Source organism: Marinobacter sp. es.042 (assembly GCF_900188315.1).
Classification (GTDB): Bacteria; Pseudomonadota; Gammaproteobacteria; order Pseudomonadales; family Oleiphilaceae; genus Marinobacter.
In genome coordinates this window covers 1,346,021-1,371,434 of record NZ_LT897781.1, presented here as the reverse complement: position 1 = coordinate 1,371,434, position 25,414 = coordinate 1,346,021, and the positions used below count along the sequence as shown (strand labels likewise).

At 56.4% G+C, this 25,414-nt stretch carries 20 protein-coding genes and 1 riboswitch; of the genes, 13 read left to right on the top strand and 7 right to left on the bottom strand.

The features are described from left to right. Positions 1-39 precede the first annotated feature (39 nt). The 5 genes from CFB02_RS06485 (at position 40) to CFB02_RS06465 (ending at position 10,115) form a co-directional block, all read left to right on the top strand. Positions 40-1,164 carry a metallophosphoesterase family protein gene (locus tag CFB02_RS06485; RefSeq protein ID WP_088557368.1) on the top strand — a complete coding sequence of 375 codons (1,125 nt, stop codon included), beginning with the start codon at positions 40-42 and terminating at the stop codon, positions 1,162-1,164. Next, positions 1,161-3,809 (top strand): AAA family ATPase, encoded by a 2,649-nt coding sequence (locus CFB02_RS06480; RefSeq protein ID WP_088557367.1) that lies wholly within the window; start codon positions 1,161-1,163, stop codon positions 3,807-3,809. The genes CFB02_RS06485 and CFB02_RS06480 overlap by 4 nt, the downstream gene beginning before the upstream one ends. 312 nt (positions 3,810-4,121) lie before the next feature. Then, positions 4,122-7,250, top strand: a complete 3,129-nt coding sequence (locus tag CFB02_RS06475; protein ID WP_088557366.1) for a DEAD/DEAH box helicase — start codon at positions 4,122-4,124, stop codon at positions 7,248-7,250. Beyond that, positions 7,217-8,929 carry a class I SAM-dependent methyltransferase gene (locus CFB02_RS06470; RefSeq protein ID WP_227519345.1) on the top strand — a complete coding sequence of 571 codons (1,713 nt, stop codon included), beginning with the start codon at positions 7,217-7,219 and terminating at the stop codon, positions 8,927-8,929. Before CFB02_RS06475 ends, CFB02_RS06470 begins: the two co-directional genes overlap by 34 nt. 46 nt (positions 8,930-8,975) lie before the next feature. After that, a complete protein-coding gene (locus CFB02_RS06465) occupies positions 8,976-10,115 on the top strand; it encodes a flavin monoamine oxidase family protein (RefSeq protein WP_088557364.1) in 1,140 nt (379 codons plus the stop codon). Here CFB02_RS06465 and CFB02_RS06460 read toward each other — a convergent pair. Continuing rightward, a complete protein-coding gene (locus tag CFB02_RS06460) occupies positions 10,099-10,656 on the bottom strand; it encodes a prepilin-type N-terminal cleavage/methylation domain-containing protein (RefSeq protein ID WP_088557363.1) in 558 nt (185 codons plus the stop codon). The genes CFB02_RS06465 and CFB02_RS06460 overlap by 17 nt on opposite strands. A 245-nt stretch (positions 10,657-10,901) precedes the next feature. On the opposite strand from CFB02_RS06460, the gene CFB02_RS06455 reads away from it, so the two are divergent. Further along, positions 10,902-11,546: an SOUL family heme-binding protein gene (locus CFB02_RS06455; protein WP_227519344.1), complete on the top strand. Its 645-nt coding sequence runs from the start codon at positions 10,902-10,904 to the stop codon at positions 11,544-11,546. A 53-nt stretch (positions 11,547-11,599) separates the two neighbouring features. Further along, positions 11,600-12,928: an NADH:flavin oxidoreductase/NADH oxidase family protein gene (locus tag CFB02_RS06450; RefSeq protein WP_088557362.1), complete on the top strand. Its 1,329-nt coding sequence runs from the start codon at positions 11,600-11,602 to the stop codon at positions 12,926-12,928. On the opposite strand, the gene CFB02_RS06445 is transcribed toward CFB02_RS06450, so the two are convergent. The 4 genes from CFB02_RS06445 to CFB02_RS06430 form a co-directional block, all read right to left on the bottom strand. After that, positions 12,915-13,733 (bottom strand): SDR family NAD(P)-dependent oxidoreductase, encoded by an 819-nt coding sequence (locus CFB02_RS06445; protein ID WP_088557361.1) that lies wholly within the window; start codon positions 13,731-13,733, stop codon positions 12,915-12,917. The genes CFB02_RS06450 and CFB02_RS06445 overlap by 14 nt on opposite strands. Beyond that, complete coding sequence (locus CFB02_RS06440; RefSeq protein ID WP_227519343.1) at positions 13,730-14,326, bottom strand: CIA30 family protein; 597 nt, start codon at positions 14,324-14,326, stop codon at positions 13,730-13,732. The genes CFB02_RS06445 and CFB02_RS06440 overlap by 4 nt, the downstream gene beginning before the upstream one ends. A 274-nt stretch (positions 14,327-14,600) precedes the next feature. Next, the gene (locus tag CFB02_RS06435) at positions 14,601-14,984 is read right to left on the bottom strand and encodes a PAS domain-containing protein (protein ID WP_088557359.1); all 384 of its coding nucleotides are present in this window, start codon (positions 14,982-14,984) and stop codon (positions 14,601-14,603) included. Between the two features lie 113 nt (positions 14,985-15,097). Then, positions 15,098-15,316 (bottom strand): hypothetical protein, encoded by a 219-nt coding sequence (locus CFB02_RS06430; RefSeq protein WP_088557358.1) that lies wholly within the window; start codon positions 15,314-15,316, stop codon positions 15,098-15,100. 88 nt (positions 15,317-15,404) lie between these two features. Between CFB02_RS06430 and CFB02_RS06425 the strand changes: the two genes are divergently transcribed. Genes CFB02_RS06425 through CFB02_RS06410 form a run of 4 tightly spaced genes read left to right on the top strand, consistent with a single transcriptional unit; the run spans position 15,405 to position 21,074 of the window. Then, on the top strand, positions 15,405-16,187 hold the full coding sequence (locus CFB02_RS06425; protein ID WP_088557357.1) for a hypothetical protein: 783 nt from the start codon (positions 15,405-15,407) through the stop codon (positions 16,185-16,187). After that, positions 16,180-19,119 (top strand): hypothetical protein, encoded by a 2,940-nt coding sequence (locus tag CFB02_RS06420; protein WP_088557356.1) that lies wholly within the window; start codon positions 16,180-16,182, stop codon positions 19,117-19,119. The genes CFB02_RS06425 and CFB02_RS06420 overlap by 8 nt, the downstream gene beginning before the upstream one ends. Further along, positions 19,112-20,512, top strand: a complete 1,401-nt coding sequence (locus tag CFB02_RS06415) for a hypothetical protein (RefSeq protein ID WP_088557355.1) — start codon at positions 19,112-19,114, stop codon at positions 20,510-20,512. Before CFB02_RS06420 ends, CFB02_RS06415 begins: the two co-directional genes overlap by 8 nt. Then, entirely contained in the window at positions 20,505-21,074 is a 570-nt protein-coding gene (locus CFB02_RS06410; protein ID WP_088557354.1) for a condensin complex protein MksE, read from the top strand. The genes CFB02_RS06415 and CFB02_RS06410 overlap by 8 nt, the downstream gene beginning before the upstream one ends. Positions 21,075-21,087: 13 nt before the next feature. On the opposite strand, the gene CFB02_RS06405 is transcribed toward CFB02_RS06410, so the two are convergent. Next, the gene (locus CFB02_RS06405; protein ID WP_088557353.1) at positions 21,088-22,560 is read right to left on the bottom strand and encodes a DUF3336 domain-containing protein; all 1,473 of its coding nucleotides are present in this window, start codon (positions 22,558-22,560) and stop codon (positions 21,088-21,090) included. Between the two features lie 105 nt (positions 22,561-22,665). Continuing rightward, a riboswitch (glycine riboswitch) is annotated at positions 22,666-22,758 on the top strand. A 163-nt stretch (positions 22,759-22,921) separates the two neighbouring features. Between CFB02_RS06405 and CFB02_RS06400 the strand changes: the two genes are divergently transcribed. Beyond that, positions 22,922-24,139, top strand: coding sequence for a D-amino acid dehydrogenase (locus tag CFB02_RS06400; RefSeq protein WP_088557352.1), 1,218 nt, complete (start codon positions 22,922-22,924; stop codon positions 24,137-24,139). Between the two features lie 27 nt (positions 24,140-24,166). After that, the gene (locus CFB02_RS06395) at positions 24,167-24,859 is read left to right on the top strand and encodes a cytochrome b/b6 domain-containing protein (protein WP_088557351.1); all 693 of its coding nucleotides are present in this window, start codon (positions 24,167-24,169) and stop codon (positions 24,857-24,859) included. Between the two features lie 12 nt (positions 24,860-24,871). On the opposite strand, the gene CFB02_RS06390 is transcribed toward CFB02_RS06395, so the two are convergent. Beyond that, on the bottom strand, positions 24,872-25,336 hold the full coding sequence (locus tag CFB02_RS06390) for a c-type cytochrome (protein ID WP_088557350.1): 465 nt from the start codon (positions 25,334-25,336) through the stop codon (positions 24,872-24,874). Positions 25,337-25,414: the final 78 nt, after the last annotated feature.

Sequence of the window (25,414 nt, the reverse complement as noted above, 5' to 3'; positions counted from 1 at the left end):
GAATGGCGCCAAAATTCCCCGAATTCTCAGGTAGATAAAATGCCAAAGTTTTTGCACACGGCAGACTGGCAGATGGGCCGGGCGTTTACCCGTTTTGAAACCGAAGACGGTGCAGCCCTGGTCGAGGCCCGGTTTGAGGCCATCGAAACGCTCGCACAGCTGGCCAATGAACATCAGTGCGATGCCGTTCTTGTGGCCGGTGATGTGTTTGATGCCCAGACGGTGTCCGATCGCACGATCCGGCGGGTCTTCAATGCCACAAAGGCGTTCGCTGGCCCCTGGGTCATGCTGCCCGGCAACCACGACGCCGCACTGGCAGAGAGCGTATGGACGCGAGCCCAGCGCCTGGGTGCAGTACCTGAGAACGTACAACTGGCGCTGCAGCCTGGCGTTATCAATCTGGAGCAGCAGAGCCTCAGCATCCTATGCGCACCGCTGACCCAGCGGCATACCTACGGTGATCTGACCGAGCCGTTCGGCGGCTACGAGTCACCGGAAGGCTTCCTCCGAATCGGCCTGGCTCACGGGAGCGTCCAGGGCCTGCTGCCGGACGAGATTGATTCCACCAACCCCATCGCGCCAAACCGTGCCGAGGCCAGCCGGCTTGATTACCTCGCCCTGGGCGACTGGCACGGCACCAAACAGATCGATGAGCGCACCTGGTACAGCGGCACCCCCGAGCCGGAACGCTTTCGGAATAACGAAGCCGGCAACGCCCTGATCGTTGAAGTGCCCGAGGCAGGGGCAACGCCGACGGTAACCCGAGTACCCACCGGTCGGTATCAATGGCACCAGTGGCGGGAAACCCTGGCGGTGCAGTCCGATCTGGACCAACTGCTGGAGCGGTTGAACGCCTTGCCCGAATCCGCCGTTGTTGATCTGCGGCTTGAGGGTTCGATAACCCTCGCCGGGGAAGAAACGCTACTGAAAGCGCTCTCGGTGGCCGAAGCCCGATTCCGCAGCCTGCGATGCGAACGGAGTGGACTTCAGCTCGCGCCGACCGATGAGGACATCGCAGCCCTGAAGGCGGACGGCTACGTGGGCGAAGTCGTCGAGAGCCTGCGCGAGCGTCAACAAGAGGGCGCGCAGGATGACGCCGCGCGGGACGCGCTGGCCATTCTGGCAGGACTGCTCAGAGAGCGGGAACAGGAGGCCAGCCAATGAAACTGCAGAGAATGCGCATTGAGCAGCTCCGCCAGTTCCGCAAACCCTTTGTTCTGGACAACCTGCAACCCGGCCTCAACCTGATTCACGGCCCCAATGAGTCCGGAAAAAGCACCTTGGTGCGATCAATCCGGGCGGCCTTTTTCGAGCGCTATCGCTCAACCGCCGTGGACGACCTGCGCCCCTGGGGCGACTCCGCCGCGGCGCCCACCATTGAACTGGATTTCGAGCACGACAACCGCACCTGGCATCTCACCAAGAGCTTCCTGCAGCGTAAACGCTGTGACCTGAAAGTCGGCAACGAAACCTACAGTGAAGACGACGCGGAAGAAAAGCTGGCCGAATTGCTGGGCTACCAGTACCCGAAGCGCGGCGCCAGCAAAGCCGAACACTGGGGCATACCGGGATTGCTGTGGGTGGAGCAGGGCACCGGGCAGGACATCGAGCAGGCCATAGAGCATGCCGGGGATCATTTGAAGTCCGCCCTGAACTCCATGGTGGGCGAAGTGGCCAGCTCCGGCGGCGATGACCTCATCGAGACCGTCCGCAGCCAGCGGGACACCCTGCTGACCGGCACCGGTAAACCCCGGGGCGACTATCAAAAACTGGAAAAAGACCGCGCGCAGTATGAACTTGAAATCGAAGAACTGAAGGAGCGGGTGCATAAATACCAGGAACAGGTCGACCGACTTGGCAAACTCGCTCAGGACTATGATCAGGCGGAGGCCGAGCGCCCCTGGGAAGAGGCCCAGCGCCAGCTGGAGGAAGCCCGCACGCGCTACCAGCAAGTAGAGCGCCTGGAGCAGCAGCAAAACCAGGAAAAAGCCACGCTTGCCCAGCTGCAGCAAAACCACCGACTGCTGCAGCAGAACAAAGAACATCTTGAAGGGCTGAGTCGTCAGCTTGAGGGCCGAAAAGCCGAACTGGACCGTGCGGAGCGAGACCTCGCCACTGCACAAGCGCAAACCCCGATGATTGCAGGCCGTTTGCAAGAAGCCAGAACCGCCTACGAGCAGGCCGAAAAGCAACGCAAGCTTGCCGGCTTGCTGCAAACCCGAGAACGCCTTGAGCAGGATGTCCGACGGCTTGAGCAGCACAAACAGGTGCTGACCCAGAACCTTGCCAAAGCCAAGGACTACCACCAGCAGCTGGAGCAGGCCCGGCAGCAGGCCAGAGACAACCGCATAGATTCCGCCGCGGTCAAAAACCTGAAAACGACCGCGAACCAGCTGAACGAAGAAACCATCCGTTCACGAACCATCGCCACCCGATTGAACTGGAAGCTGGAAGCCAGCGCGTCATTAACGCTAAACAACGAGCTGCTGACCGGACGAGGCGAGCAGCAGCTTCTGGAAGAATCCACCCTGGTTATCCCCGGCGTGGGTACCCTGGGCATAACGCCCGGTGGCGAAGAACTGGCCAGCACCCGCAGGAAACTCAAAGCCCTCGAAGACAGCTTTGCAGAACAGCGGAAGACCCTGGGTGTGACATCGGTGGAACAGGCAGAGGACCGCCTCTCAGTCTTTGAAAGTGCCGGAAGAACCCTGAAGCATGCCGAAGATTTGCTGAAGTCCGTGGCACCGGCGGGCATTGAGCAACTTGTCTCTGAACATAGCGAGGCGGAAAGCGAACTGGAGAAAGCCAGAAGCCAGTTGCAGGCCACGCCAGAGCCGGACCAGAAAGAGAACGTACCCGCCCTGGAAGAAGCCGAGGCTGCTTTCGTTCAGGCCGGCACTGCGCTGGATAAGGCCGAATCCGATGAGCGTGAGCACCAGGCAACGCTGTCGGCACTGAAACAGGCCCGGGACAACGCCAAAACCGAATGGCAGCGGTTGGCGGATGAGGAAAAGAGCCCGGAACGGCAGCAGCAACTTAGCCAGATAACCACCGATCTGGCGAACATCGAAAAACAACAGACCGAACTGCAAGCCAGCCTCGAACGCCGCGAACGGGAAATCCGCGAAGCCCGCCCGGACTTTCTCAAACAGGACATCGAACGCTACCAGAGCGCAGCCAATCACCTGCGCCAGACCCAGGAAAACCGCGGGCGTGAGCTCAGGGATATCAAAGTCAGGCTGGAAGCCTGGGGTGCGGAAGGGCTGGAAGAGCAGCTCAACGAGAAAGAGGCGGAGCTCGACCAATGCAACCGCCGCTATCAGGAATTGCACCGCCGTGCCCAGGCGCTGGATCTGCTGCTGACCCTCCTCACGGAAAAACGCCAGGCCCTCACACGCCGCCTGCAGGCACCGCTTCAAAAGCACCTCAACCACTACCTATCGGTGCTTTTCCCCGAAGCCTCCCTGGAAGTCGACGAACAACTGCGGCCCGGCACCTTCAGCCGAGGCAGCGAACTGGGACAGATCACCGAACTGAGCTTTGGCGCCAGGGAACAGATGGGCCTGATCAGCCGCCTGGCCTATGCCGATCTGCTGCGGGAAGCCGGCAAGCCGACGCTGGTGATACTGGACGACACCCTGGTGCACAGTGACAGCGACCGCCTCGAAGACATGAAACGCATCCTGTTTGATGCTGCCAGCCGGCATCAGATATTGCTGTTTACCTGCCACCCAGGGAACTGGAACGACCTTGGTGTACCACCTATTGACCTCCAGAGCTTGAAGGTTCATGCAGTTGCACAGGCATGAGTAGCGACGCCAAGCAGTGCTTTGCAAATTACGGACGGCTGACCGGCAAGCTGGATATTCGGTTGTGGCTGTCCGGTGCGTCCACATTGTGCAAGCGCTCGATCTATCTGGTGTCATGTAAGGCTACACCGTAATCGATAGCAATGGCTCAATGGTCAGAAAAAACCTGTCGTGATGATCGCGGATCTCATGGAAATCCGACACGTTAGGGGTTAGCGTCATTCTGCCGGATTTAGTTAGATTGCGAGATATAAGGAATGCCGGTGGCCACAGCGCCGCTATTCTGGAAGTCATCAATGTGGGACGTACACGATGCAGCAGACCGGAATCTACGAGCAGCTTATTACCCGGCTCGTAGAAAACAGATTGGACCGGAAACAGTTTTACGTAGGTGAGCGCCAGCTTAGCAGTGTGGAAGCATCTGTATGGTTGTCACGATTCCTGACTAACATTCTGGAGTTCGCTATTGGGTCGGTGCCTTCGGGCGACAACCGACTTCAGGAGCAAATCGAGTTATCGAATCAGTTGCTGCTGTGGCTCAAGGGGCAGGTGCAGGATGATGGGTTCCTGGATGAGAACCTGCTCGATAGCCAAGGAAAGATCCTCACCGCCCTTTATGAGCTGAAAAACCCAGTTGCTGCGAACCTGAAGCAGTATGTTGAAGACATTTTCCCGCTCACAGGACTCACACAGAGTGAGTTATTTTCAGGCAGTAATGCTGGCTTGTCACTGGAGTCAGAGCTAAAGCGCGAGATTTTGTCAGCGGACCGGATTTACTGGTTGGTGTCGTTCATCAAATGGGCCGGAATTCGGATATTCCGGAAAGAACTGGAAGCCTTCACAGCGAGTGGCCGAGAGCTGAAAATCATCACCACCTCTTACATGGGGGCAACGGATGCCAAAGCCGTTGAGTATCTGGCTAGCCTGCCGAACACCGAAGTGAAGTTGAGCTACAACACCGAGCGTGAAAGGTTGCACGCCAAGAGCTATTTGTTCCTCCGGAACACGGGTTTTCACACCGGTTACATCGGTTCATCAAACCTATCTCGATCGGCGCTGACCAATGGCCTTGAGTGGAATCTTAAGATCACCGCTCAGGAAATCCCTCACATCATCAACAAATCGCTCAGCACCTTTGAAACCTATTGGGCTTCGGAAGACTTTGAATGGTTCGATGGCCGGGCTGAGAGTACCGAAAAGCTCAACCGCGCACTAAAACAACAAAAAGGGTTGGACGCTCACGGCTCCTCCCACTATTTCGAAATTACGCCGTTTCCGCATCAGAAAGACATTCTAGAGCAACTCTCTGTTGAGCGGGACGTGCACCAGCGTTTGCGAAACCTCGTGGTGGCCGCCACTGGCACTGGCAAGACCCTGATCTCGGCGTTTGATTTTCGGCGCTTTCTGAAAGCAAAACCAAACGCCCACTTTCTGTTTGTGGCGCACCGGGAGGAAATTCTGCGCCAAGCCCGGGAAGCTTACCGTGGCGTGCTGCGTAATAATGCTTTCGGTGAACTCTGGGTAGGCGGCCAGTTGCCGGAACACTACCGGCAGTTGTTCGTTTCGATTCAGACTCTGAATAACCAGCTGGATCAGCTAAAGCTCACTGAAGGCTATTACGACTATATCGTAATCGACGAAGTGCACCACATCGCCGCATCGAGTTATCGGGCGGTATTGGAACACTTCTCGCCCGAAATACTGCTGGGACTAACAGCGACTCCGGAGCGACACGATGGCGGCGATATTCTCAGCGACTTTGGTGGCGTGATTGCCGCCGAACTCCGGTTACCGGAGGCGATCAACCGCCGCCACCTTTGCCCCTTCCAATACTTTGGAATAGATGATGACACCGACCTGCGCACCATTCCTTGGAGTCGTGGGCGTTACGATATTGCTCAGTTGACGAATTTGTATACGCACAACCAGAATCGCGTAAAAAAGATTCTGCGCAGCTTGCGGGAAATCGTCACCGATATAGCCAGCATGAAAGCTCTCGCTTTCTGTGTGAGCCGTGAACACGCGACCTTCATGGTGGAGCAGCTCCTGTTGCACGGCATCAAGGCCGATGTGCTCACCAGTGACAACAGCCACGAACGCCAACAAAAGCAGCAAGCCATTCGCTCCGGGCAAATCAACGTGCTGTGTGTGGTCGACATATTCAACGAAGGCGTCGATATTCCGGAAGTCGACACCCTGTTATTCCTGCGCCCAACCGAAAGCCTGACCATCTTCCTTCAGCAACTGGGTCGGGGTTTACGCCTTGCTGACGACAAAGATTGCTGCACAGTCTTGGACTTTGTTGGTAATTCTCGGCCTGAATATGATTTCGCCAATAAATTCCGGGCACTGGTGGGTAAGTCAGAACGCTCAATTTCGGAAGAACTGAAGCAGGGCTTTCCCCATGCACCACTGGGTTGCCGAATTGAGCTCACCAAGAAAACCCAGGAGATGGTGCTGAGCAACATCCGGCAAGCCACGCTGACCATGAAGCGGCTGGTGTCTCTTGTTCGGCAGTTCCCACAGCATTCCACTCAGCCACTCACGCTGAAGAACTTCATAACCCATCACCCCCACATCGACCTGAACGAACTCTACAAACGGGGCAGTTGGGCCGAGTTGGTGAGCAAGGCAAAAGACGAAGACAGAGCCGATGACTCGTTTAAACTGGCGAAGAAGGCCATCCACAATCGGATTTTGATCTGCGACGATCACCAGTACCTGCTGTTTCTTAAGAAGCTATGCCAGGCAGGGTTTAGGTGTGACGACCCGAAAGGTCGCCAGGCACTCATGTGCCATTACGACTTCTGGCAGAAAGCAGGGCCAGAGCTGGAATTTGATTCGCTGACACAAGGCTTGGCAGGACTCAGCAAGCTGGGGCTGGAACAGGAGCTGGTGGACGTGCTCGACTGGAAATTGGCGAAAACCAAACACGAGCAGCCGGCGATGCCGGAGTTGCGGGAAGTCCCGCTACGATTGCACGCCCGCTATTCCCGAGAGCAGATTCTGGTTGGCTTTGGTGCGATGACGTTCGAGCATCAGCCACCATCGAGGGAAGGTGTATATGTCATTCAGGATCAAAATATTGAGCTGCTGTTTGTCACCTTGGACAAAAACGAAAAGCAGTTCTCCCCAACCACTATGTACCACGACTACGCCATCAATGAGCAGTTATTCCACTGGCAGTCGCAAAACAGTTCCCGGCCTGACCGTGGTAAAGGGAAGGACTATATTCAACACCAAGCCATCAACAAGCGGTTGTTCTTGTTTGTAAGAGAGCAGGCGAAAGACGAATATGGTCGCACGATGGGGTTTGTGAATTATGGTGAGGTGGATTACGTGTCTCACACCGGTTCCCAGCCGATGAGTATTACCTGGAAACTCCGAACGCCGATGCCGAACTTTATGTGGCAGCAGGCAGCGAAGCTGGCGGCGGCATGAGTTACGGTCCCTACAACAAAAACGCCCAAAACTTCTTTACCCAATACCAGTCCCTGACCTTCGAACAGGTTCATCAAGACTGGCTCTCCTTCCTTGGCGATAAATCAGGCCTTGCTCTGGATGTCGGCGCAGGCAGCGGTCGCGATTCCAGCGCTCTTGCAGCACGGGGCTGGGACGTTGTCGCGGTAGAGCCTGCGGCGGGCCTACGCGACTTGGGGCAGGCCGCCACTCACAATCAGAGCATTCACTGGTTAGACGATCAATTGCCCGATCTAGGTAAGATCCGGAAGCTGAGCTATCGCTTCGATCTTATTCTTGTTTCCGCTGTCTGGATGCATATCCCGCCCTCCGATCGTGAACGTGCTTTTCGCATCCTGACTGAGCTTCTGGCACCCGGTGGAATGCTGGTAATTACGCTTCGGCATGGGCCCGGTGATGGCGAGCGCGTTTTCTACGATGTCAGTAGGGAAGAGCTGGAGGGTTTTGCTAAACGCCGCGCCCTGATCCCGCTTTCGTTGCCTGTTGGGCGTCGGAAGGATGAACTCCAGAGGGATGAAGTGTCCTGGGAGACTCTGGTTTTTCGGTTGGCAGACGATGGCACAGGCGCATTGCCGACTGTCCGTCACATCATCGTAAATGATAATAAGTCCTCGACTTACAAGTTGGGTCTACTGCGAACTCTAGTCCGGATTGCTGACGGTGCCCCCGGTCTGGCGCTCAAGCGTAATGATGACTGGGTGGATATTCCGCTTGGGGCGGTCGGACTGTTCTGGATTATGCTTTATCACCCTCTGGTTCTCCGGCATCAGCTTAGGCAGGCGCCAGGTACTCGAGGCTATGGCTTTGCCACCGAGGATTTCTTCAAGCTGCAGAGATTCACACCTCTAGATTTCAGAGTGGGTAAGTCGCTGTCGGCGGATGTTGCCCAGGTGGTGCTCCGCGCTATCCGGGATGCTTGCTCGACTATTCTTAAGAATCCTGCCCATTTTACGACTTGGCCCGGCAGTAACCGCCCGGTCTTCGAGGGCGGTGCGGTCAGGATGACCATCAAGAAGGCGCCCGTGCGTTTGGATAAAGCAACGCTTTCCAGATTCGGTACCTTCCGTGTTCCCTCATTTCTCTGGGATGCATTCAGTCGCTATGCATGCTGGATCGAGCCAGCGATTGTTAATGAATGGATTGATTTGATGGGTAGCTGGGATCTGCGTTACCGCATTGATGACTATCATCGTGGTTTGCAGTGGGTTGAAGGTCGGCGCGATACGTCACCTGTCCGCCAGCTCATTAACCAGCAGCTTGAGACTGGTCGTGTCGAGTGCGTGTGGACGGCCCAAAACCTCAAAGCTAAGCAGTTTGACGTCGACCACTGTTTTCCATGGTCCCGATGGAACAACAACGATCTCTGGAATCTGATGCCATCGACTCATACGGCGAATGCTTCGAAGTCCGAAAAGCTGCCCGGGGACCTGCTGCTCAAGGAAGCGCATCCTCGAGTGGTTAACTGGTGGGAGCAAGCCATCGTGGGCACTCCTCGTGAAAAGCAGTTCTTCTCAGAGGCTGAGGCCTCGCTGCCATTGCTGGGGCATGAGCGAACCCTGGAAGGTGTGTTTGAGGGGATGCTTCAGCAGCGATTGAGGCTTAAGACAAATCTTCAGCTGGCTGAATGGTTAGGCGTTTAGAACCGTATATCACCGAGACAACACGATCATCACGGGAAGTTCATTCATGCAAAACGTGCGCATCGCCATTGTTGGCGCCGGCCTGGCGGGTTTATACGCGGCTTATTCACTAGAGAAGAAGGGCATCAAAGACTATGTCATTCTCGAGGCGAGGGAGATTCCTGGTGGACGGATTGCTTCTACGATTCCCTCTGCTGGAAAACCGGATGTGCCAGGTGTCGAGGGCTTCGATCTCGGACCCGCGTGGTTCTGGCCGGCATTCCAGACTGATATGGGGAGGCTGGTAGACGAGCTCGAACTGGATACCTTCCAGCAATTTGAAATCGGCGATACGCTCCTTGAGCGTTCAGCTAATCAGGCTCCACAGAGAACACGTGGGTATGTCAATTCTCCGCCCTCTATGCGAATTGCCGGCGGCATGTATTCGTTGATTGATGCGTTATACGGGCGGATTGATTCAGCGCGGGTGGTGACGGGCCAGGCGGTTCGTCACCTACGCATGTCAGAATCACATATCGAGCTAGTTAGTGAAAATTCGAGCGGAGAAATCTTTAGCCACTTCGCAGAACATGTGCTGTTGGCCATGCCGCCCCGGTTAGTTGAGTCTCAGCTTACGTTTTCGCCCGGCTTGCCGAACGAGCTTGCAAGGCAGTGGCGAGAGACAGATACCTGGATGGCTCCCCATGCAAAATACATTGCGGTGTTCGATCGGCCTTTCTGGCGAGATCAAGGGTTATCCGGGGAGGCTCGAAGTGCCGTTGGGCCAATGGTTGAGATCCATGATGCCTCTACTGCGGATGGGAAGGCGGCTGTGTTTGGTTTCCTGGGTGTGCCTGCTGACGTACGCTCCCGTGTCTCTGATAAAGAGCTTATGACTGCTTGCCGCGAACAGTTTGTAAGGCTCTTTGGTGCGCAGGCGGCAACTCCAGAGGCGGAATTCGTAAAAGACTGGGCTAAAGAGGCTTACACCGCGACGGCTGCGGATCAAAGGGCGTCTGGCGATCACCCTGTGCCTGCCTTGTCACCGAGCTCAGGCGTTTGGGGTCAACGAGTAACCGGAATCGGAAGTGAATGGTCGCGTGAGTTTACGGGATATCTCGCCGGCGCTATTGATGCAACGAATCGCGGCTTGGCCTCGGTGTTGAAGCCGCAATCCGATACGGCCTCGTTTAACAATCAGACGTAACGTAACTTATCGTGGGCGATACGCCTGCAGACGAAGCGGTATCGTATCGGAGGTAGCAGTTCGTATTTTCTATGGCGTTTCGATTTACCTTTCCTCCCGGTGAACCTTGTACTTCAGCTGTTGCAATCACAACATAAGACGCAGGAGGTGCATCCGTCCCCCAGGCTAGGTCATCAGTGACGCCACCTTGCAAACTGTTCAGGAGGTTGTTTGGATCACTGAAACCGCTGGGGGCGCGACTGGCGGATGGGTAGCCATACTGAATTTCGATATCGTCAAAGCCGTCGCCATCAAGATCAATTGTGGCGCTTGGTTCGTTCTGAAGGCCGAGAACTCTGGCTTTGGTGTTCACTATATTGGCCGCCGCCAATATGGCGCCACCAACGCCCTCCAGTGCGGCAATGTTCGCCGAAGATTGCAGGTTGGCAAATCGCGGTAGTGCAAAAGCTGCCAACACCCCGAGGAGAACAATCACAACGACTAGCTCGATTAATGTGAAGCCATTCTCCTGCGATCGACGATTTCTTAAGTCCATGACCATTTAACTTTTGCGGCAGTTGTGAGCGCCGGAATCTATCACGATAGAGCAAAGTCTGCGAGCGGCTGAATAGTCCACGCTTTTACCCAGTTTTTATAGGGGATCAAAAATAGAGCTTGAGCTGTAACTGCCGAATTCTGTTAAGTAGTTTTTCTTCACAATCCTATTATAGGATTAAACAGGAACACATTTGCCCACGTTAGCGTACAGATAGACTATCCCGGAAAAGCAGATTACTGGAGTGGCTTATGAACCTACCTGCTGAGGCGTTTTCGCGGAAGGCAGCGTTACTCATCGCACTGTGTTCAATGTTTATATCGGCACCCACCATGGCGACAGAAGAAGCGGAATACAAAGTACTCCTGAAGGAAGACAATCTGGAAGTGCGTCAGTATGAGCCGCAGATTGTTGCAGAGACGGTCGTCGATACCGAATTTGAAGACGCGGGCAGTGAAGCGTTTGGCCGCTTGTTTAAATACATTTCCGGCAATAACCAATCCCAGCAGGAAATCGCCATGACCGCGCCCGTTGGCCAAGTGGCTGAGGGTCAGGAAATCGATATGACGGCCCCGGTAGGTCAGACCCGCGTTGATGGTAAGTGGGTAGTGAGTTTCATGATGCCCAGTTCGTTTACGATGGACAGCATACCGAAACCCAATGACGAGCGGATCGCTTTACGTTCTGTGCCGGAACAGACCATGGCGGCCATTCGATACTCCGGGTTTTGGAATGAATCAGGCTACCAGAAGAACAAGTCCAGGCTGGAAAAGTGGATTAATGAAAAGGGGTACATCGCGACTGGAGCGCCGGTATGGGCGCGTTATAACGCGCCCTTCATGCCCTGGTTTCTGAGACGGAACGAAGTGTTGATTCCCGTCGAACAGGCGCAATGAGAACTTGGATCAAAACTTAAAAATCAACGAACTCAAACCATCAGGATGATGCCATGCCCGAATCACCGCTTGCCCAACCCCTGAAGCTCCCCTGCGGAGCCGTCCTGCCGAACCGACTTGCCAAGGCTGCCATGACCGAAGGGCTGGCAGACGATCAGCTCCACACCACGCACCGCCATGAAACTCTTTACGGTTGCTGGTCCGATGGCGGGGCGGGGCTGCTGATTACCGGCAACGTGATGATTGATCACCGGGTGCTGGAGCGGCCGGGTAACGTGGCGATTGATCCCGCGCCGGCTGAAGGTGAGCCGGAGGGTATGGCGCAGCTGCGAGCCTGGGCCGCAGCGGGAACCCGCAACGGCAACCATTTGTGGATGCAGATTTCCCATGCCGGTCGCCAGTCGCCGCGTTACGTCACCACACGCCCAATGGGGCCGTCGGCGGTCCAGCTATCGCTGATGGGCAACTACGCCCGTCCACGGGCACTCACAGAGCCGGAGATCCTCGATTTTATCCAGCGCTTTGCCAATGTTGCCCGGGTTGCCAAAGAGGCGGGCTTCACCGGCGTTCAGGTGCACGGGGCACATGGGTATCTGTTGTCGTCTTTTCTGTCTCCGGTCACCAATCAGCGCACCGATCGCTGGGGTGGGTCGCTGGAGAATCGCGCCCGTTTCCTGCTGGAGGTGGTGCGGGCGACTCGCGCCGCTGTGGGGCCGGAGTTTCCGGTGGCGGTAAAGCTGAATTCCGACGATTTCCGAAAGGGCGGGTTTACGCTCGATGAGTCTGTGAAGGTGGTGCGTTGGCTCAATGAGGAGGGTATTGATCTGCTGGAGGTGTCTGGCGGCACCTACGAGCAGCCACGGCTGCTTGGGTACAGTGGTGATGCCGACACGGCAAGCGATGGGCCGGCCATGCGGGAAAGCACTCGCAAGCGGGAGGCTTACTTCCTGGATTACGCCCAGACGATTCGCGAGGTGTGCGATTGCCCGCTGATGGTCACTGGTGGCTTCCGTACACGCGCGTTTATGGAAGAGGCAGTCGCCAATGGCGAAACCGACGTGATTGGCCTTGGCCGGCCGCTCTGCACGGATCCCGATACGCCCAGGGATCTGCTTGAAGGGCGCATTGATAAGACGGTTTGCCATGAAGACCACATCAAGCTTGCTCAACGAGGGTTTTTCTCACCGGCGAGTCCGCTGATGCCCCTTAAAGTCATTAACGTGTTGGGCGGCCAGGCGTGGTACTACCAGCAGATTTTCCGGCTGGCGGATGATGGTAAGTCTGATCCGGACCTGGGCATTTTCAAGGCCATTGGGGCTTACTTGAAGGATGAAATGGGCCAGGCCCGGCGGGTGAAAAAGGCCCGCTCTAGCGCAAGATGATTCTCTGAATCGACCGGGGAATAAACCGGGTGATAAATTCGGCAGCGTAGGTCTGGGGTGTCACCAGGTATCGAGGTTTGGGTCGTGTCGCCTCTGCAGCCCTGTAGATCTTTTGGGCAACATCCGACGCACTGGCTGTAAACGGCTTGATCGTGGCGCCTGGCGCGAGCGCTGCTTCCATGGCTTCGTACTTTTCCCGGTGCACTGCGCTCGCTCGCCCAAGCACGGGCTGCAACGCGGTCAGGGCATGCTCTCTGAACCGGGTTTTCACGGGCCCCGGGAGAACCAGCGAGACGCTTTCCAGGCTGGTGCTGCCCTGTTCATCAAACCAGAAGCTTTCATGGGCCGTGTTCATCGCGGATTTGGCGGCACAATAAGCGCCTTTCATTTTCTGGGGCGCGATGGAGAGAACGGAGCTAACCGCGATGACCCGCAAGGGTACCCCGAGTTGTTCGCAAAGCCTAAGGCAAACAGAGGCCAGTTTGATGGGGCCGAATACGTGGGTGCTGAATTGCTTGCTCCACATGGATTCGGACAGGTCGCGAAGCGCGCCGAATTGCCCGTAGCCGGAGTTGTTGACCAGGATTACCCGCTCGGCTGCTGCAATCTCCGTGTCCAAAGCGCCGGCAAGCCCTTCAATCTGCTCAAAAGACTCAAGATCCAGCGACAGCTCCATATGGGCGGAGTCGACGCCGGTTGGCTCTCGGGAGAGGGCGACAACCCGGTAGCCTTCGCGAGCAAAGAGGGCACAGGTCCCATGGCCAATGCCGGCGCTAGCACCGGTTACGAGGGCGAGTCTGGTCACCGGATCAACCTCCAGTCCTGCATCTGCAGTTGAAATTCACCAACCTGTCGCCCGGAAACGAAAAGGCTCACTGAAGCCAGGTACGAAAGATTCAGGGCTGCCTCATCGGTCAATGTTTTGCCGCGCCAGGTAGGGATGAATTCACTGAACGGCAGGCGTATGCGGCTCCAGTTTTCTGTATCCGGGGTGAATGCATGCTGGTAAACAATGCTTCGCCGGTTGGTGCTGTTGCGAAGGCCGATCTTGTAGGTCTTTCCGTCGCCTTTTGCCAGCAATTCGATTCCTGTGAAATCGGTAGCATCGACGGGTTTCGGCAGGTCCGCTTTGACAGAGGCAAAGCCGCCGCCGTTATCCAACCGCACGGTGCCATGGAAGAGGCCGACTCCTTCCTCAGAGGCGACCAGTTCGCCGTCAGATTGTCCGCCCATTACCTGATCGCCAAGCGAGCTCCAGGTTACCTGACTTGCCTCGGGGCCGAATGACACAAGTACCGGTCGTGCGTTTTGCGTTTCAGAAAAGGTGTTATTTGTCATAAAGATACCTAGAGTAAATAAAATTATATTAAAGATTATTCCAGGCAGTTGTCTGCTCATAGTTTAGTCACCTGACCTCAACGAGTGGCTAGCTGGAAGACCATCGACGAAGATTCATGACAGCAAGCATGAGAATGGTGTTATTTTCTACAACGTAAAGAAAGCCGTAGGGATATCGTTTGACGAGTCAGCGACGAACACGTTTTAGACGCATCACTCAATCCCGCGTCCGCTGCGGGGTGAAAGGAATAATCCGTTATTTTTGGAGCCTGCTTCGAATTTTTCTGAAAACCTGGCACTCGGGCTCGGACGGTGAACGAGTGGTTTATGAGCCCTAACCGATCGCTCTCTGAACGGCCACATAATGCGTGACTTCGTCGCCATCCATCACCGGTGCGATTTTCCATTCAATGACAAAAGAGGAGCCGTCCTTGCGGTAATTAATGGTGTCGCCGTGAAAGGTCCGTTTATTTTTCAGATCATCAGCCAACCGCTCCTTGACTCCGCTCTCGGTTCTCGGTCCCTGAAGCAATCCTGGTGTTTTTCCGATTACTTCATCTGCAGAATAGCCGGTTAGATTGCTGAAGGCCTGGTTTACATAGATGATCACAGAGTTTGTATGATCAGAAGTCGCTTTGGTCACCATGATCGATTCAAAAGCCAAGTCGGCGACGGTTTGAAACAGCGGAGATTGAAGAATGTCCTCAGAATTGTCCATATATATTCTTCCCCGTAAACAATGGTTTTGTTGTGTGACTTACCACTAGTTTACGAACCGCATTTGTCACTGTATCAGTTCGGGAGCAAACCAACCCTGATCTATTCGTTTCGTCAGACTGGCGGCCCATCACGCGATCTAGTATGGCCGTGCTCAGTGGATGGCGGCGGCCATGAAAACACCAAGATCATGGCTGCCACTGCCGCGCCAATACTGAGCCATTTCTGATCGATTTTCGTGCTGATAGCCAGCGGCAGCGCACCTAAACCCGTTGTCAGCGCGGTGATTAATGCCGCAATAAAAACCGTGATCAGGGTGACTTCCAGAACCATTCGGACACGCTTACTGATGTGTTTGGGTTACACTCTCGGCTGTTCACATTAATGAAAAAAACAGCGCCAGAGTTAAAGCGGTAAGCCCTTGAACGACTACCTCGACAAAATCCTCCGTGGCCAGCCTATCAACTATGAAGCCTTCCTGAAGAAACTTCCGGATTCGTTTCGGCGCCGGCATAGGGAATTGTTTGCGGCGGAAAAGGTAAAACCCAATCGTTGGCTTGTCACGATTCTGGATGAGAGCGCTTTCGCTGAGCTTCAGGGTGTTTCGCAAGCACCGGTAAGCCGGGTAGACGCCGCGAAAAAGGGTAACTCCCATCGTCATGGTACTGAGGTTAGTTTTCTTCTCGTTTACCATCAGTGGTTGGCGTCCAGCCGGCCGGACGTAGTTGTAATAAGAACGGGATCGGTGGATATCGGTTTCCAGCGGGCCCGTTCGGTGCTGGTAGTGGAGAACGAGAGGAATTTCTTCCAGTATGCGCAGATGCTCGACTTCGCCAGTGAAACATTGGGCAAGCGCTTGGCATTTTCGGAGTGCGACGTGCTATTGGGTGGTGGCAACCGGGTAACTTGGGGCGCAATTCTTGACTGGTTGAAAGGCTACGAAGAAGTATTCTGCGCATTCGATTATGATGCGGGTGGTCTGCAAATGTTCTCGACGGTTGCAGCCTCTCTTGGTGACAAAGCCACCTTTGTTCAGCCTCGCGACTGGCAACCATGGTTTGGCCGGTTCCGCAAACTACCGGACACCACCGAACGGTTCACGCGGGCGATTTCCTTGGCGGAGGGCCATGGCTTTATGGCCCTCGCACAGGCCTTCCGGGCAACCGGCAAATTCATGGAACAGGAGATGATTCTGGATGAGTGACTCCCAGGGGAGCCCAGGCAATTTCAATTTTGGTATTCGCCGTCTGGTGTTGGTGGATTCCGCCGGCTTCTGTTACGTGGAAATTCCGGTGGATAACCATGGCCTGATCCTGGGCCCGGGGAACCTGGGTAAATCCAGCCTCTTAAACAGTCTGCGGCTGTTTCTGCTGCCAGAAAACAACTTCAAGAACAGCCGCAAGAAGTTCGCGTTCCGCAATGCCAGCGCTGGTAGCTTTTACACCAACGAGGAAAGCTACCAGCATTACTTTCCCAGCCAGTTCAGTTTCCTGATCATGGAAGCCGAGAACCCGGCCGGGGTGCATTGCCAGATCCTGTATCGGGACAGCGCCAGCCAGCTCAGCTATGGCCGTGCTTTTGTGCCGGTGGCCTACGATCAGCTGCGGCCACTGTTCTGGGATGGAAATGATGAAGACGGCATAGGCCAGGCCGTGCCGGAGCTGTCGTTCAGCCGTTTGTCCGAGGCATTGAAAAAGCGCTCCAAAGAAACCCGGCTGGTGAATGACTCGGCCAAACTCAAACAGATGCTGTATAGCAGCGAGCTGATGAACGCCGATGCGGTTCGCTATTCCCTGCTGCCCCTGGGTGAGTCCGACGAGCGCCGGGTGCAGTCGCTGCGCACCTTGATCCTGCTGCTGTTTGAGATGAAGGCAGACGATCAGGCCATGTCCAATGCGGTGGCCAGCATTATCGAGGCAGACAAGAAGTTCGCCGACGATGCCTTCGATTTCAACATCGACGACTTTCTCAATCGCCACGACCAGTTGAAGCAGCAGCAAACCCAGCTCACGAGAATCGAGAAAGAGCGTTCACGGTTTGAAAAGCTCCAGAAGGATTATCAGGCCTACCAAACGCTGCTTCGCAGCCAGCATGATTTTGCCGCGTTTCGCGATGGTGTGAGCCATGCCCTGCAGGATATTGGCGCAAGGCGCAAAGCCGCGGTGGAGGCGTTCAACGAGCAGAACGAGACGCTGCGCCATGTGCTGCAGGCTCTGAAAAAGCTGGAGCAGGACGCCAGCGGCCTGAAGGGCGAGATCCGTTCCGCCGATCGGCGTATCAAGCAGGCCGAGCAGAATCAGAAAGACGGCGATCTGTTGGTTTCCCAATACGGCGAGATGACTCTGCAGGAAATCGAGGAGATCCAGAAAGAGGAACTCGAGAGCAAGAAAGGGCACCTGGCCGCCCTGAAAAGTGCCGCCCAGGCCGAGATCCGTCTGGAGCAGATCCAGAAAAAGAAGCAGGAGCTTGAGCGCAAGCTGGAATCCCTGAAGGAACGGGAAAGCAAACAACATTGGCAGCTTCAGAATCAGCTGGACGAGGCCACCGCCGGACCGCTGCGGTCCGTGGACCCCCGATTGGTGATGGCGAGCCCGGGCCAGGACCTGGACGCCGACAGCAAGGCGGCCATCGAGGCATTCGCCCGGCTGTTTGTGCCTACTGATAAAGGCTTTGACTGGTTCGATGCCGAATATCAGGCCCAGCCAGCGCGGCAGACTGACTTTGCAGAGCAGCGGCGGCATATCGAAGGTGAGCTTCATGGGCTGGAAAAGGAGCGGGCCGAGCTGGCGGACACTGCCAATCAGGAACATGATCGGCCACGGTTGATTGAGCGCACCGAGAAAGAAATCCGTGCCATCGAGAAAGATCTGGAAACGCTGCAGCGTTTCCCGGCCGCCGCGACCACTCTTCGGGACGCTACCGAGGAAAAGCAGGCGGCGGAGGAGCAGCTGGCCAAGCTGGAAGAGCAGGCCCGGCTGGAGCAGGAAAAGCAGGATGCAGTGCAGCAGAAGGCCGCCAAAGCCAGGGCCGAAAAAGAGCGTATTGAGGAGCGGGAGCGTGAGCTGGCAGGCCTCAGCCGGAGCGTTGGCACGGTAGAGCACCGGTTCCCGCATCTGAAAGCGGTGGAAGCAGAACAGCCGTTGGACATCGAACAGGAGTCTGTGGCTGCGTTTGACGATCTGCAAACCCAGCTGGACGACCTGGAGGAGCGCCGTCGCAGTATCCTCGACCACCTTCGCCAGTTCGTGTATCTCGGCATCCACGAAGATACCGAAGGCGAACTGCAGAAAGACAGCCCCGCGTCATCGGCTATCCGGGAAACGTTCAAAGGCCTCTCAGATCTGTTTGCCGGCATGGCGGAGCGTTGGAATGTGCTTGAGCAGCAGGTGGGTATCCACAATGAAACCGTGGCCAGCTACCGGCAGGCCCTGAAATCCAACCACGAGCACATTGCCCGTTTCGAGGCGCAACTGAACCGTGAGCTGGAAGGCGTGCGCATCAACGATCTGGTGGAAATCCGCGTGGATATTCATACCGATCCGAAATTCCGCAATCTGGTGGAAGAAGCGAACAACATCGACCCCTATGGCAACCAGCTGCAGTCGGACGCGTTCTATGACCGTTTGCGGGTGTTCGTGGCGGACTTTTTCGGGGAGGGCGGCAGCAAGCGCCTGACCATGGACAAGGTGATCACCGGAATTTCCTACAGAACCCGGAAGGAAAACGCCACAAGCCTCGACAAGAAGGGGCAGTCCACCTCCACTACGGCACTGATCAATCTGGAACTGGTGTACCGGCTGCTGAAACGGGTGTTGTACCCGGGCGTTCAGCTGTCTTTCCCCATGGTGCTGGATGAGCTGGCCAGCGTGGACATCAGCCAGATGCCCTCGCTGCTGGAGCGGTTACGCAATCAGGGCTTCAACCTGTTCTCTGCCGCCACTCATAGCGCCAGCGCGGAAGTGATTTACCTGATCGGCCGGCACCTGGAAGTAGGGCAGATGCGCACCGCGAAGCCTTACAGCCCGCAGCGCACCCTGGTGTTCTGGGGTGGGGCCGAGGGCTTCACCAACGGCGAGGCCATGAGCCACTGGGCTGACCAGACCCAGGCTAGCCTGATGGAGCCGGTGGATGAGTAAACGCTTCAGCACCCTGGATACCACCCGGCTGCTGTTCGAGCACCCGAAGATCTTGTTCCGGATGATTGAACGGATGGATCGGAACGAAGCCCGGTATATCCGTGAGAGCGATCTGGTAGCCGAGGTGATGGACTACACCCGCACCCTTGGCAACGCTGACCGGGATCGGGTGCGTCTGGCACTGAATACCGACAATCTGTTCCGCAGCGGCCTGGTGATCGACATCATCAAGGCCGAAGGTGAGCGGCGCCTGGTGTTTCAGGATGCCCTGATCAACCTGATGCGCGCCTGCAACGCCTCGCTGTACCAGGAACTGACGGATGCTCGCCTTCGTGGCCATCTTGTAACCCTTAGGGACGTGCGCAATCGGCTCGAGACCAGCACTTTCAGCGACGCGGACCCGGACTACACCGAACTGAGGGATGATCTGAACGAGCGGGTGAGCCAGCTCATCGGTTTGCTTCGGCAGAATGTCCTGCGCATGCAGACCATCAGCGCGCAGCTTGCGGATCTCTCCGGCGACGCCAGCCGGGCGCCCGAGAAATTCCTGGAGTTCCGCCAGAACCTGTTTGAGCAGATCGTTACCCTGTACGAGCGCCACATCAAGCCGACCCTGGTGTTTCTGAACCCGGATACACGGCTGCCGGATGGCAGCAACCTGTTCGAAACCCTGGAAGCGATGGTGCGGTTGCTGGAAAATCACAGCGATCACAGCCTGGCAGACCAGTTGTTCCGTTCCTCCATCAGCTTGAACGCCCTGTACAAACCCATTCAGGCGGTGGCCCAGGAGGTGGAGCACTTCCTGCGCAAGACGCGCCAGGGCATGGTCCAGTACAACGCCATGGAGCATTTCTACGGTAAGCTGCAGGAGCTCAAGGGGGAAACCGAGACTCTCAGCCTTAAACGAAAGTGGCTGGAGGGTGGAGACTTTGCCCGCAGCACCGGTTTTCTGATCGGCCTTCGGGCCCAGCAACGCCCGAAACATTACGCCTTCGGTGAATCGTCCAGCTACTACCAGCTGTTGTTCAGCGAATTGGACCTGCGCCTGAACGACCTCCGCCGCAAGGCTGAAGTGCCGGTTCTTCAGCAAGTGGATGGCAGTGGTCGCCATACCCGGATTGATGTCCAGCGCATCAACCAGCTCTATCAGTGGCTGGAGACTCTGGAGCTGCGGCCAACAACCGATCTGGTACGTGAGCTTCACGGGCGCCTGGACGGCTTCATCCCGGGCTATCGCTTCCCGGACCTGCTGGCGGCGTTGAACCGGCTGGTAAACTCGCCGCCCGAGGGCTTGCAGGTGGTGACTACCAATCGCTTCCGAATCCTCGATCAGTCATCCGACAGTGAACAGTTTGTCTACCGAAAGCGTCGCCTGGAGCAACAGAATGTCTGAATTTGAAGAAATCCTCCCGGCCCACAGCGCTGCCATCTACCGGGAATTCCAGGCCGGCCGGGTGATTGTGCGTGATGTGTGGGACAGCAACCGCTCAGAGCTGCGTGCCAATCCGCTCTACAACCTGCTGTATAACCATTTGTCCCATTTCCGGACCTTCTATGAGCACCTGGGTAGCGAGCTGGTGTTCAACGAAACCGGCGCGTTTTTCTTCCTTAAGGAAAGCAGTGACGAGGAGAATGAAGAGCACGACGAGAACGCCTTCCGCGTGCAGGTGATCCTGCTGCTGATCGGGCGCTATTTCGCACGCAGCGGTCGGGATCTTGAATACCTTGGCCGGCCCGATGCCGGGTTGAATGAGCAAGACCTTTCGGCCTTGGCCAGCGATGAGGAATATCAGGAGATCCTGCGGGCTGCGCGATTTGAGAAAGGCCTTCCGGAAGCCCTGGATTACCTCGATAAACGTCATCTCCTGTTCCGTGCCGGTGCAGGGCGCTGTTTCCTGAGTTCCGCCGGGCTGTATTTCCTGCAGGAGTTGGTTCGGGAGTTTGAACAGGGTTAGAGGCCAAGTGCACTCAGGCCTTTGACGTTTCTTCGCCTTCTTTCTCAAGATCAGACTCTAACTGCCTGATGCACCTGTCAAATGCCCGACTGATCCTGGTCTGATCCTTGATCATGGCCAGCCGTGGCCATGTAGCTTGTTCACCGAGATTGATATACATCTCGAGATCTTCCGGGCTCGGGTTGGAGAGGACCTTTCGGTAAAGGGAGGCCTTGGGCGGGAAGTGGATATTAATGTCCCCGAGGTATTGCTGACTGGTCATGGCGTAGGCCTGCTCGATGAGTGGCCGGATGATGCCGGGGTGCGGGCTTTGCTTGGTCAGTTTCAGCGCTGTGGCGATCTGGCCCTGGGCGAGGGAGACTGCCGCACGTTTGGCCCAGGCCGTTACGCCGCTCTGGTCGTGATGGCTGATGAATGGCACCACGTGGGGGTTGGCCTGGCTTACGATGGTTTTGTTCACGTTGTGCAGGCGTGCCATGCGCATCAGAGGCAGGTCGCCATGAACGCTGCCGTCAATCCAGCTTTCGGTGGGCATGTAGGGAACACTGGTATCCCGACGACCGTTTGATTCCCGGGCCTGAAGAACCACAGGCGGAAATATGCCCGGTACGGCGCAGGAGGCCATCACAGCCGAATCCACCAGTACAGCCGGCGAGGACAGCCAGTTGAGCAGCCGTGGTTTCTGTTGGGTGCGGGTGGGGGAGACGGAGATATTCAGTGTTCGGCCACTGTGCTCATACGCTTCCTTGAAACTGACGCTGCCCAGATTGTGCTGGAGATGCTCCTGAAGTTGGCGCGGATCCATGGCATGGCCAGCCCTCAAGCCTTCCGTGACTCCGAGCCAGCGGAAGGCATTCAGGTGAATCCGTTCCGGATGGTTAAAGAACTCTGCCAGTTCCTTGTCGTCCCGTGTGCAGATGGCACCCGCCACGATGGCACCCATGCTGGAGCCGGCCATGACATCCGGCAGCAGATCCTGGCGCCAGAGCGCTCGGGTAACGCCTATGTGGTAAATACCAAAGGCCGCACCACCGCTGAGCATCAGGGCCGGCCGGCCATAGACCCGCTCGGCGTCCTGAAACAGTTTCAGTTTTCGGGCGGTTGTCACCTCCGGAATAGGGTGCTCGCATATGAATTCCATGGACGTCTCGACGGCATCCAGGAATTCACCCACCAACCGGTTGGTGCCGCTGCGCGCCACCGTGTACAGGTCGGGATTGGATAATTCGCCCAGGTGGCGGTAGAGACTCTCCTGAAGGATCCGGATCAGTCGCCGTGTGTCGCCATTCTGCCGGCAATGGTCCATGAGGCCCATGTGCTTGCGCATCAGGCTTTCATGCAGCATTCCGGTCTCTTCCTGCTCGCGCCAGGCCAGTAGCCCGTCCATGTCATCGAGGGCGGTAGCGACCTCGCACCACTGCGCGTAGTCGTGCGCCTGTTCCAGTTGCTGCTGGAGCTGTTTGCGGGTCTTCGAGGCGTGTTTCATGCTTTTTACCTTAACCCATACGGCCCGAGCTGTGCAGAGGCTGGTTTCCTGGCTCCGGGATATTTGCTATGTTTAGGCCCGTGGGTTGGGTTTTATTACCAATCAGACATGTCTGCGGGAGAGACTGAATCCCTTGCGATCAGCGCCGAAGGAGCAACTGCCCCGGAAACTCTCAGGCAAAAGGACCGCTGACATGAATACTTTCCGAAGAGCTGTCGACAATCGCGTCAGTCGGCACACCGAAGGAGCAAGCGAACGTTTTCGTTAAAACGGCTCGTGAATCTCTCAGGTCCCGTGACGGAAGGGGTGCTTCCTGCCATTTCGAGCAGGGAGGAAACCCTTGGCGCTCACGGAGATTGGAATGAAGCGAATCGCAGTAATTGGCGGTGGTATCACTGGTATTACCACGGCCTACACCCTTGCCAAGCGCGGGCTTGACGTTACGGTTTACGAGAAGCATCGCTATGCGGCGATGGAAACCTCCTTCGCCAACGGTGGACAGCTCTCCGCTTCCAACGCAGAGGTCTGGAACAACTGGCAGACCGTGATGAAGGGCATCAAGTGGATGTCCCGCCGGGATGCGCCACTGCTGGTCAACCCGAAGCCCTCCTGGCACAAGCTGAGCTGGTTCGCCGAGTTCATTGCTGCCATTCCCCAGTATGAAAAAAACACCACGGAAACTGCTCGCCTGGCGATTGCTGCCCGTGACCACCTGTTTGCCTGGGCGCAGGAAGAAGGCATTGATTTCGATCTGAAGAAGCAGGGCATCCTGCACATCTACCGGGACAAGGCCGGATTTGACCACGCTGAAAAGGTATCGCGCCTGCTGGCGGCTGGTGGCCTTGAGCGCCGTTCGGTTACCCCGGAGGAAATGAAATCCATCGAGCCGACCCTGGCCGGCAACTATTACGGTGGTTTTTTCACAGAGAGTGACTCCACCGGTGATATTCACAAGTTCACCAACGGTCTGGCGGATGCCATCCAGCGCCTTGGTGTGAAAACCTGCTACGGCCACACCGTCACTGAGCTGAGTGCCGACGAGCGTAATGCCTGGGTGACCTCCCATGATGGCACCGAGCAAACCCGGGATACCTTCGATGGCGTGGTGATCTGCGCCGGCGTTGGCAGTCGCGGGCTTGCGAAAAAGCTGGGTGACCGGGTGAATATCTATCCGGTGAAAGGCTACTCCATTACCGTGGAGCTGGACGACGAGGCCTCGCAAAAGGCGGCACCGACCGTGAGTTTGCTCGACGATGCCACCAAGATCGTCACCAGTCGCCTGGGCGATGGCCGTTTCCGGGTTGCCGGTACCGCCGAGTTCAGCGGTTATAACCGCGATATCAAGGACGACCGCATCCGCCCTCTCACCCGTTGGGTTGAGCAGTGCTTCCCCGGTGTCTGTACTCGCAAGGTAGTGCCCTGGGCCGGCTTGCGGCCAATGCTGCCGAACATGATGCCAAGGGTTGGTCCAGGTCGCCTGCCGACCGTGTTCTACAACACCGGTCACGGTCACCTGGGCTGGACGCTCTCTGCGATTACCGCCGAGTTGGTGGCAGAAGAAGTATCTCGCAAGTCGTAATCGTGTGATTGATTTCCGGGAGACACCATGACGAGCATCCGCCTGTGGGACCTGCCTTTGAGAGCATTTCACTGGCTGCTCGTCTTGGCTGTCTGCGGTTCTCTGATTTCGATCAAGCTCGGTGGAGACTGGATGGTCTGGCACGAGCGGTTCGGGCTGGCAACGGTCGGGCTGCTCGGTTTTCGTCTGATTTGGGGATTTATTGGATCGACCTACGCCAGGTTCTCGGTTTTTTTACCCAGTCCGGGATCCCTGAAATCCTACATTCAGGGCAGATGGCAGTGTTTAGGGCACAATCCTTTGGGCGCGCTGTCTGTTCTGGCTATGATCGGTCTGTTTGGATTTCAGGCGGTTACGGGGTTATTTGCGAATGATGAGATTTCTTTCAATGGACCGCTCTATCCCCTGATTTCGTCGGATCTGAGCGATACGCTCAGCGGCTGGCATAGACAGTCTGAATGGTTCCTTTATGGCTTGGTTGCTCTGCACATCGGGGCAGTGTTGTTCTACACGTTTGTGCGAAAGAATAATCTGATCAAGCCGATGGTAACGGGGAAAGTGTCAACAAGTGACCATCGTGGCAGAAGCGCGGTAGGTGGGGGTATTGGATCCTTCGTTCTTGCGCTCTGCCTCAGTGCTGTTTTAGTTGCGCTTGCCAGCGGCGAGTTGATTCCCCCGCCGCCGGCACCTGAGCCTGCACCTCAGGATCTTGGCTGGTAATCGCTGGCTGGATCAGTCTGCGCGGAAATTATCATGGCAGGCCTTGCAGCTCTTGCCGACTGCCGCAAACTGCTGGGCGATGGCTGCCTTGTCACCGCTGGCCGCAACTTCCTGCAGTTTGTTCGCTTCACGAACAAAGTTGCCGCCGACCTCCCTTGCTTTTTCGGGCTGCTCAAAGAATTCGGGTTTCAAACGGGTGTCCTCGGCCTTGTCCATCGCCGAGTCGGGGCTATACAGGGCGCCAAGGCCGGAGTTTGCTGCCGCAGCGATGGCGTTGGCTGCCGCCATGATTTGTTGCGGATTGAACTCCACTTCCTCGTCTACTGCCTGTGCCTTGATCTTGCCCATATTCCAGGACATGAACTGGTACGCCGCCTGCCGAGCCTCAATCTGATCTTCCACGTCCATCTGAGCGACGCTGGTGCCGGCAAATGCCAGGCCGACTATTGCGGTGGCCAGAATTCCTGTCTTTTTCATTTGTCATCCCTCATCGTTTTCGGTTGATCAACCTAGTTGAAAATAACATAACCTAATGACCTTTAAATATAGCCATTG

Excerpts from the sequence above, each read along its gene's own strand:
- CFB02_RS06485 (WP_088557368.1), top strand. The coding sequence starts at position 40 with ATGCCAAAGTTTTTGCACACGGCAGACTGGCAGATGGGCCGGGCGTTT.
- CFB02_RS06480 (WP_088557367.1), top strand. The coding sequence starts at position 1,161 with ATGAAACTGCAGAGAATGCGCATTGAGCAGCTCCGCCAGTTCCGCAAA.
- CFB02_RS06475 (WP_088557366.1), top strand. The coding sequence starts at position 4,122 with ATGCAGCAGACCGGAATCTACGAGCAGCTTATTACCCGGCTCGTAGAA.
- CFB02_RS06465 (WP_088557364.1), top strand. The coding sequence starts at position 8,976 with ATGCAAAACGTGCGCATCGCCATTGTTGGCGCCGGCCTGGCGGGTTTA.
- CFB02_RS06460 (WP_088557363.1), bottom strand. The coding sequence starts at position 10,656 with ATGGTCATGGACTTAAGAAATCGTCGATCGCAGGAGAATGGCTTCACA.
- CFB02_RS06455 (WP_227519344.1), top strand. The coding sequence starts at position 10,902 with ATGAACCTACCTGCTGAGGCGTTTTCGCGGAAGGCAGCGTTACTCATC.
- CFB02_RS06450 (WP_088557362.1), top strand. The coding sequence starts at position 11,600 with ATGCCCGAATCACCGCTTGCCCAACCCCTGAAGCTCCCCTGCGGAGCC.
- CFB02_RS06440 (WP_227519343.1), bottom strand. The coding sequence starts at position 14,326 with ATGAGCAGACAACTGCCTGGAATAATCTTTAATATAATTTTATTTACT.
- CFB02_RS06435 (WP_088557359.1), bottom strand. The coding sequence starts at position 14,984 with ATGGACAATTCTGAGGACATTCTTCAATCTCCGCTGTTTCAAACCGTC.
- CFB02_RS06430 (WP_088557358.1), bottom strand. The coding sequence starts at position 15,316 with ATGGTTCTGGAAGTCACCCTGATCACGGTTTTTATTGCGGCATTAATC.
- CFB02_RS06420 (WP_088557356.1), top strand. The coding sequence starts at position 16,180 with ATGAGTGACTCCCAGGGGAGCCCAGGCAATTTCAATTTTGGTATTCGC.
- CFB02_RS06415 (WP_088557355.1), top strand. The coding sequence starts at position 19,112 with ATGAGTAAACGCTTCAGCACCCTGGATACCACCCGGCTGCTGTTCGAG.
- CFB02_RS06410 (WP_088557354.1), top strand. The coding sequence starts at position 20,505 with ATGTCTGAATTTGAAGAAATCCTCCCGGCCCACAGCGCTGCCATCTAC.
- CFB02_RS06405 (WP_088557353.1), bottom strand. The coding sequence starts at position 22,560 with ATGAAACACGCCTCGAAGACCCGCAAACAGCTCCAGCAGCAACTGGAA.
- CFB02_RS06400 (WP_088557352.1), top strand. The coding sequence starts at position 22,922 with ATGAAGCGAATCGCAGTAATTGGCGGTGGTATCACTGGTATTACCACG.
- CFB02_RS06395 (WP_088557351.1), top strand. The coding sequence starts at position 24,167 with ATGACGAGCATCCGCCTGTGGGACCTGCCTTTGAGAGCATTTCACTGG.
- CFB02_RS06390 (WP_088557350.1), bottom strand. The coding sequence starts at position 25,336 with ATGAAAAAGACAGGAATTCTGGCCACCGCAATAGTCGGCCTGGCATTT.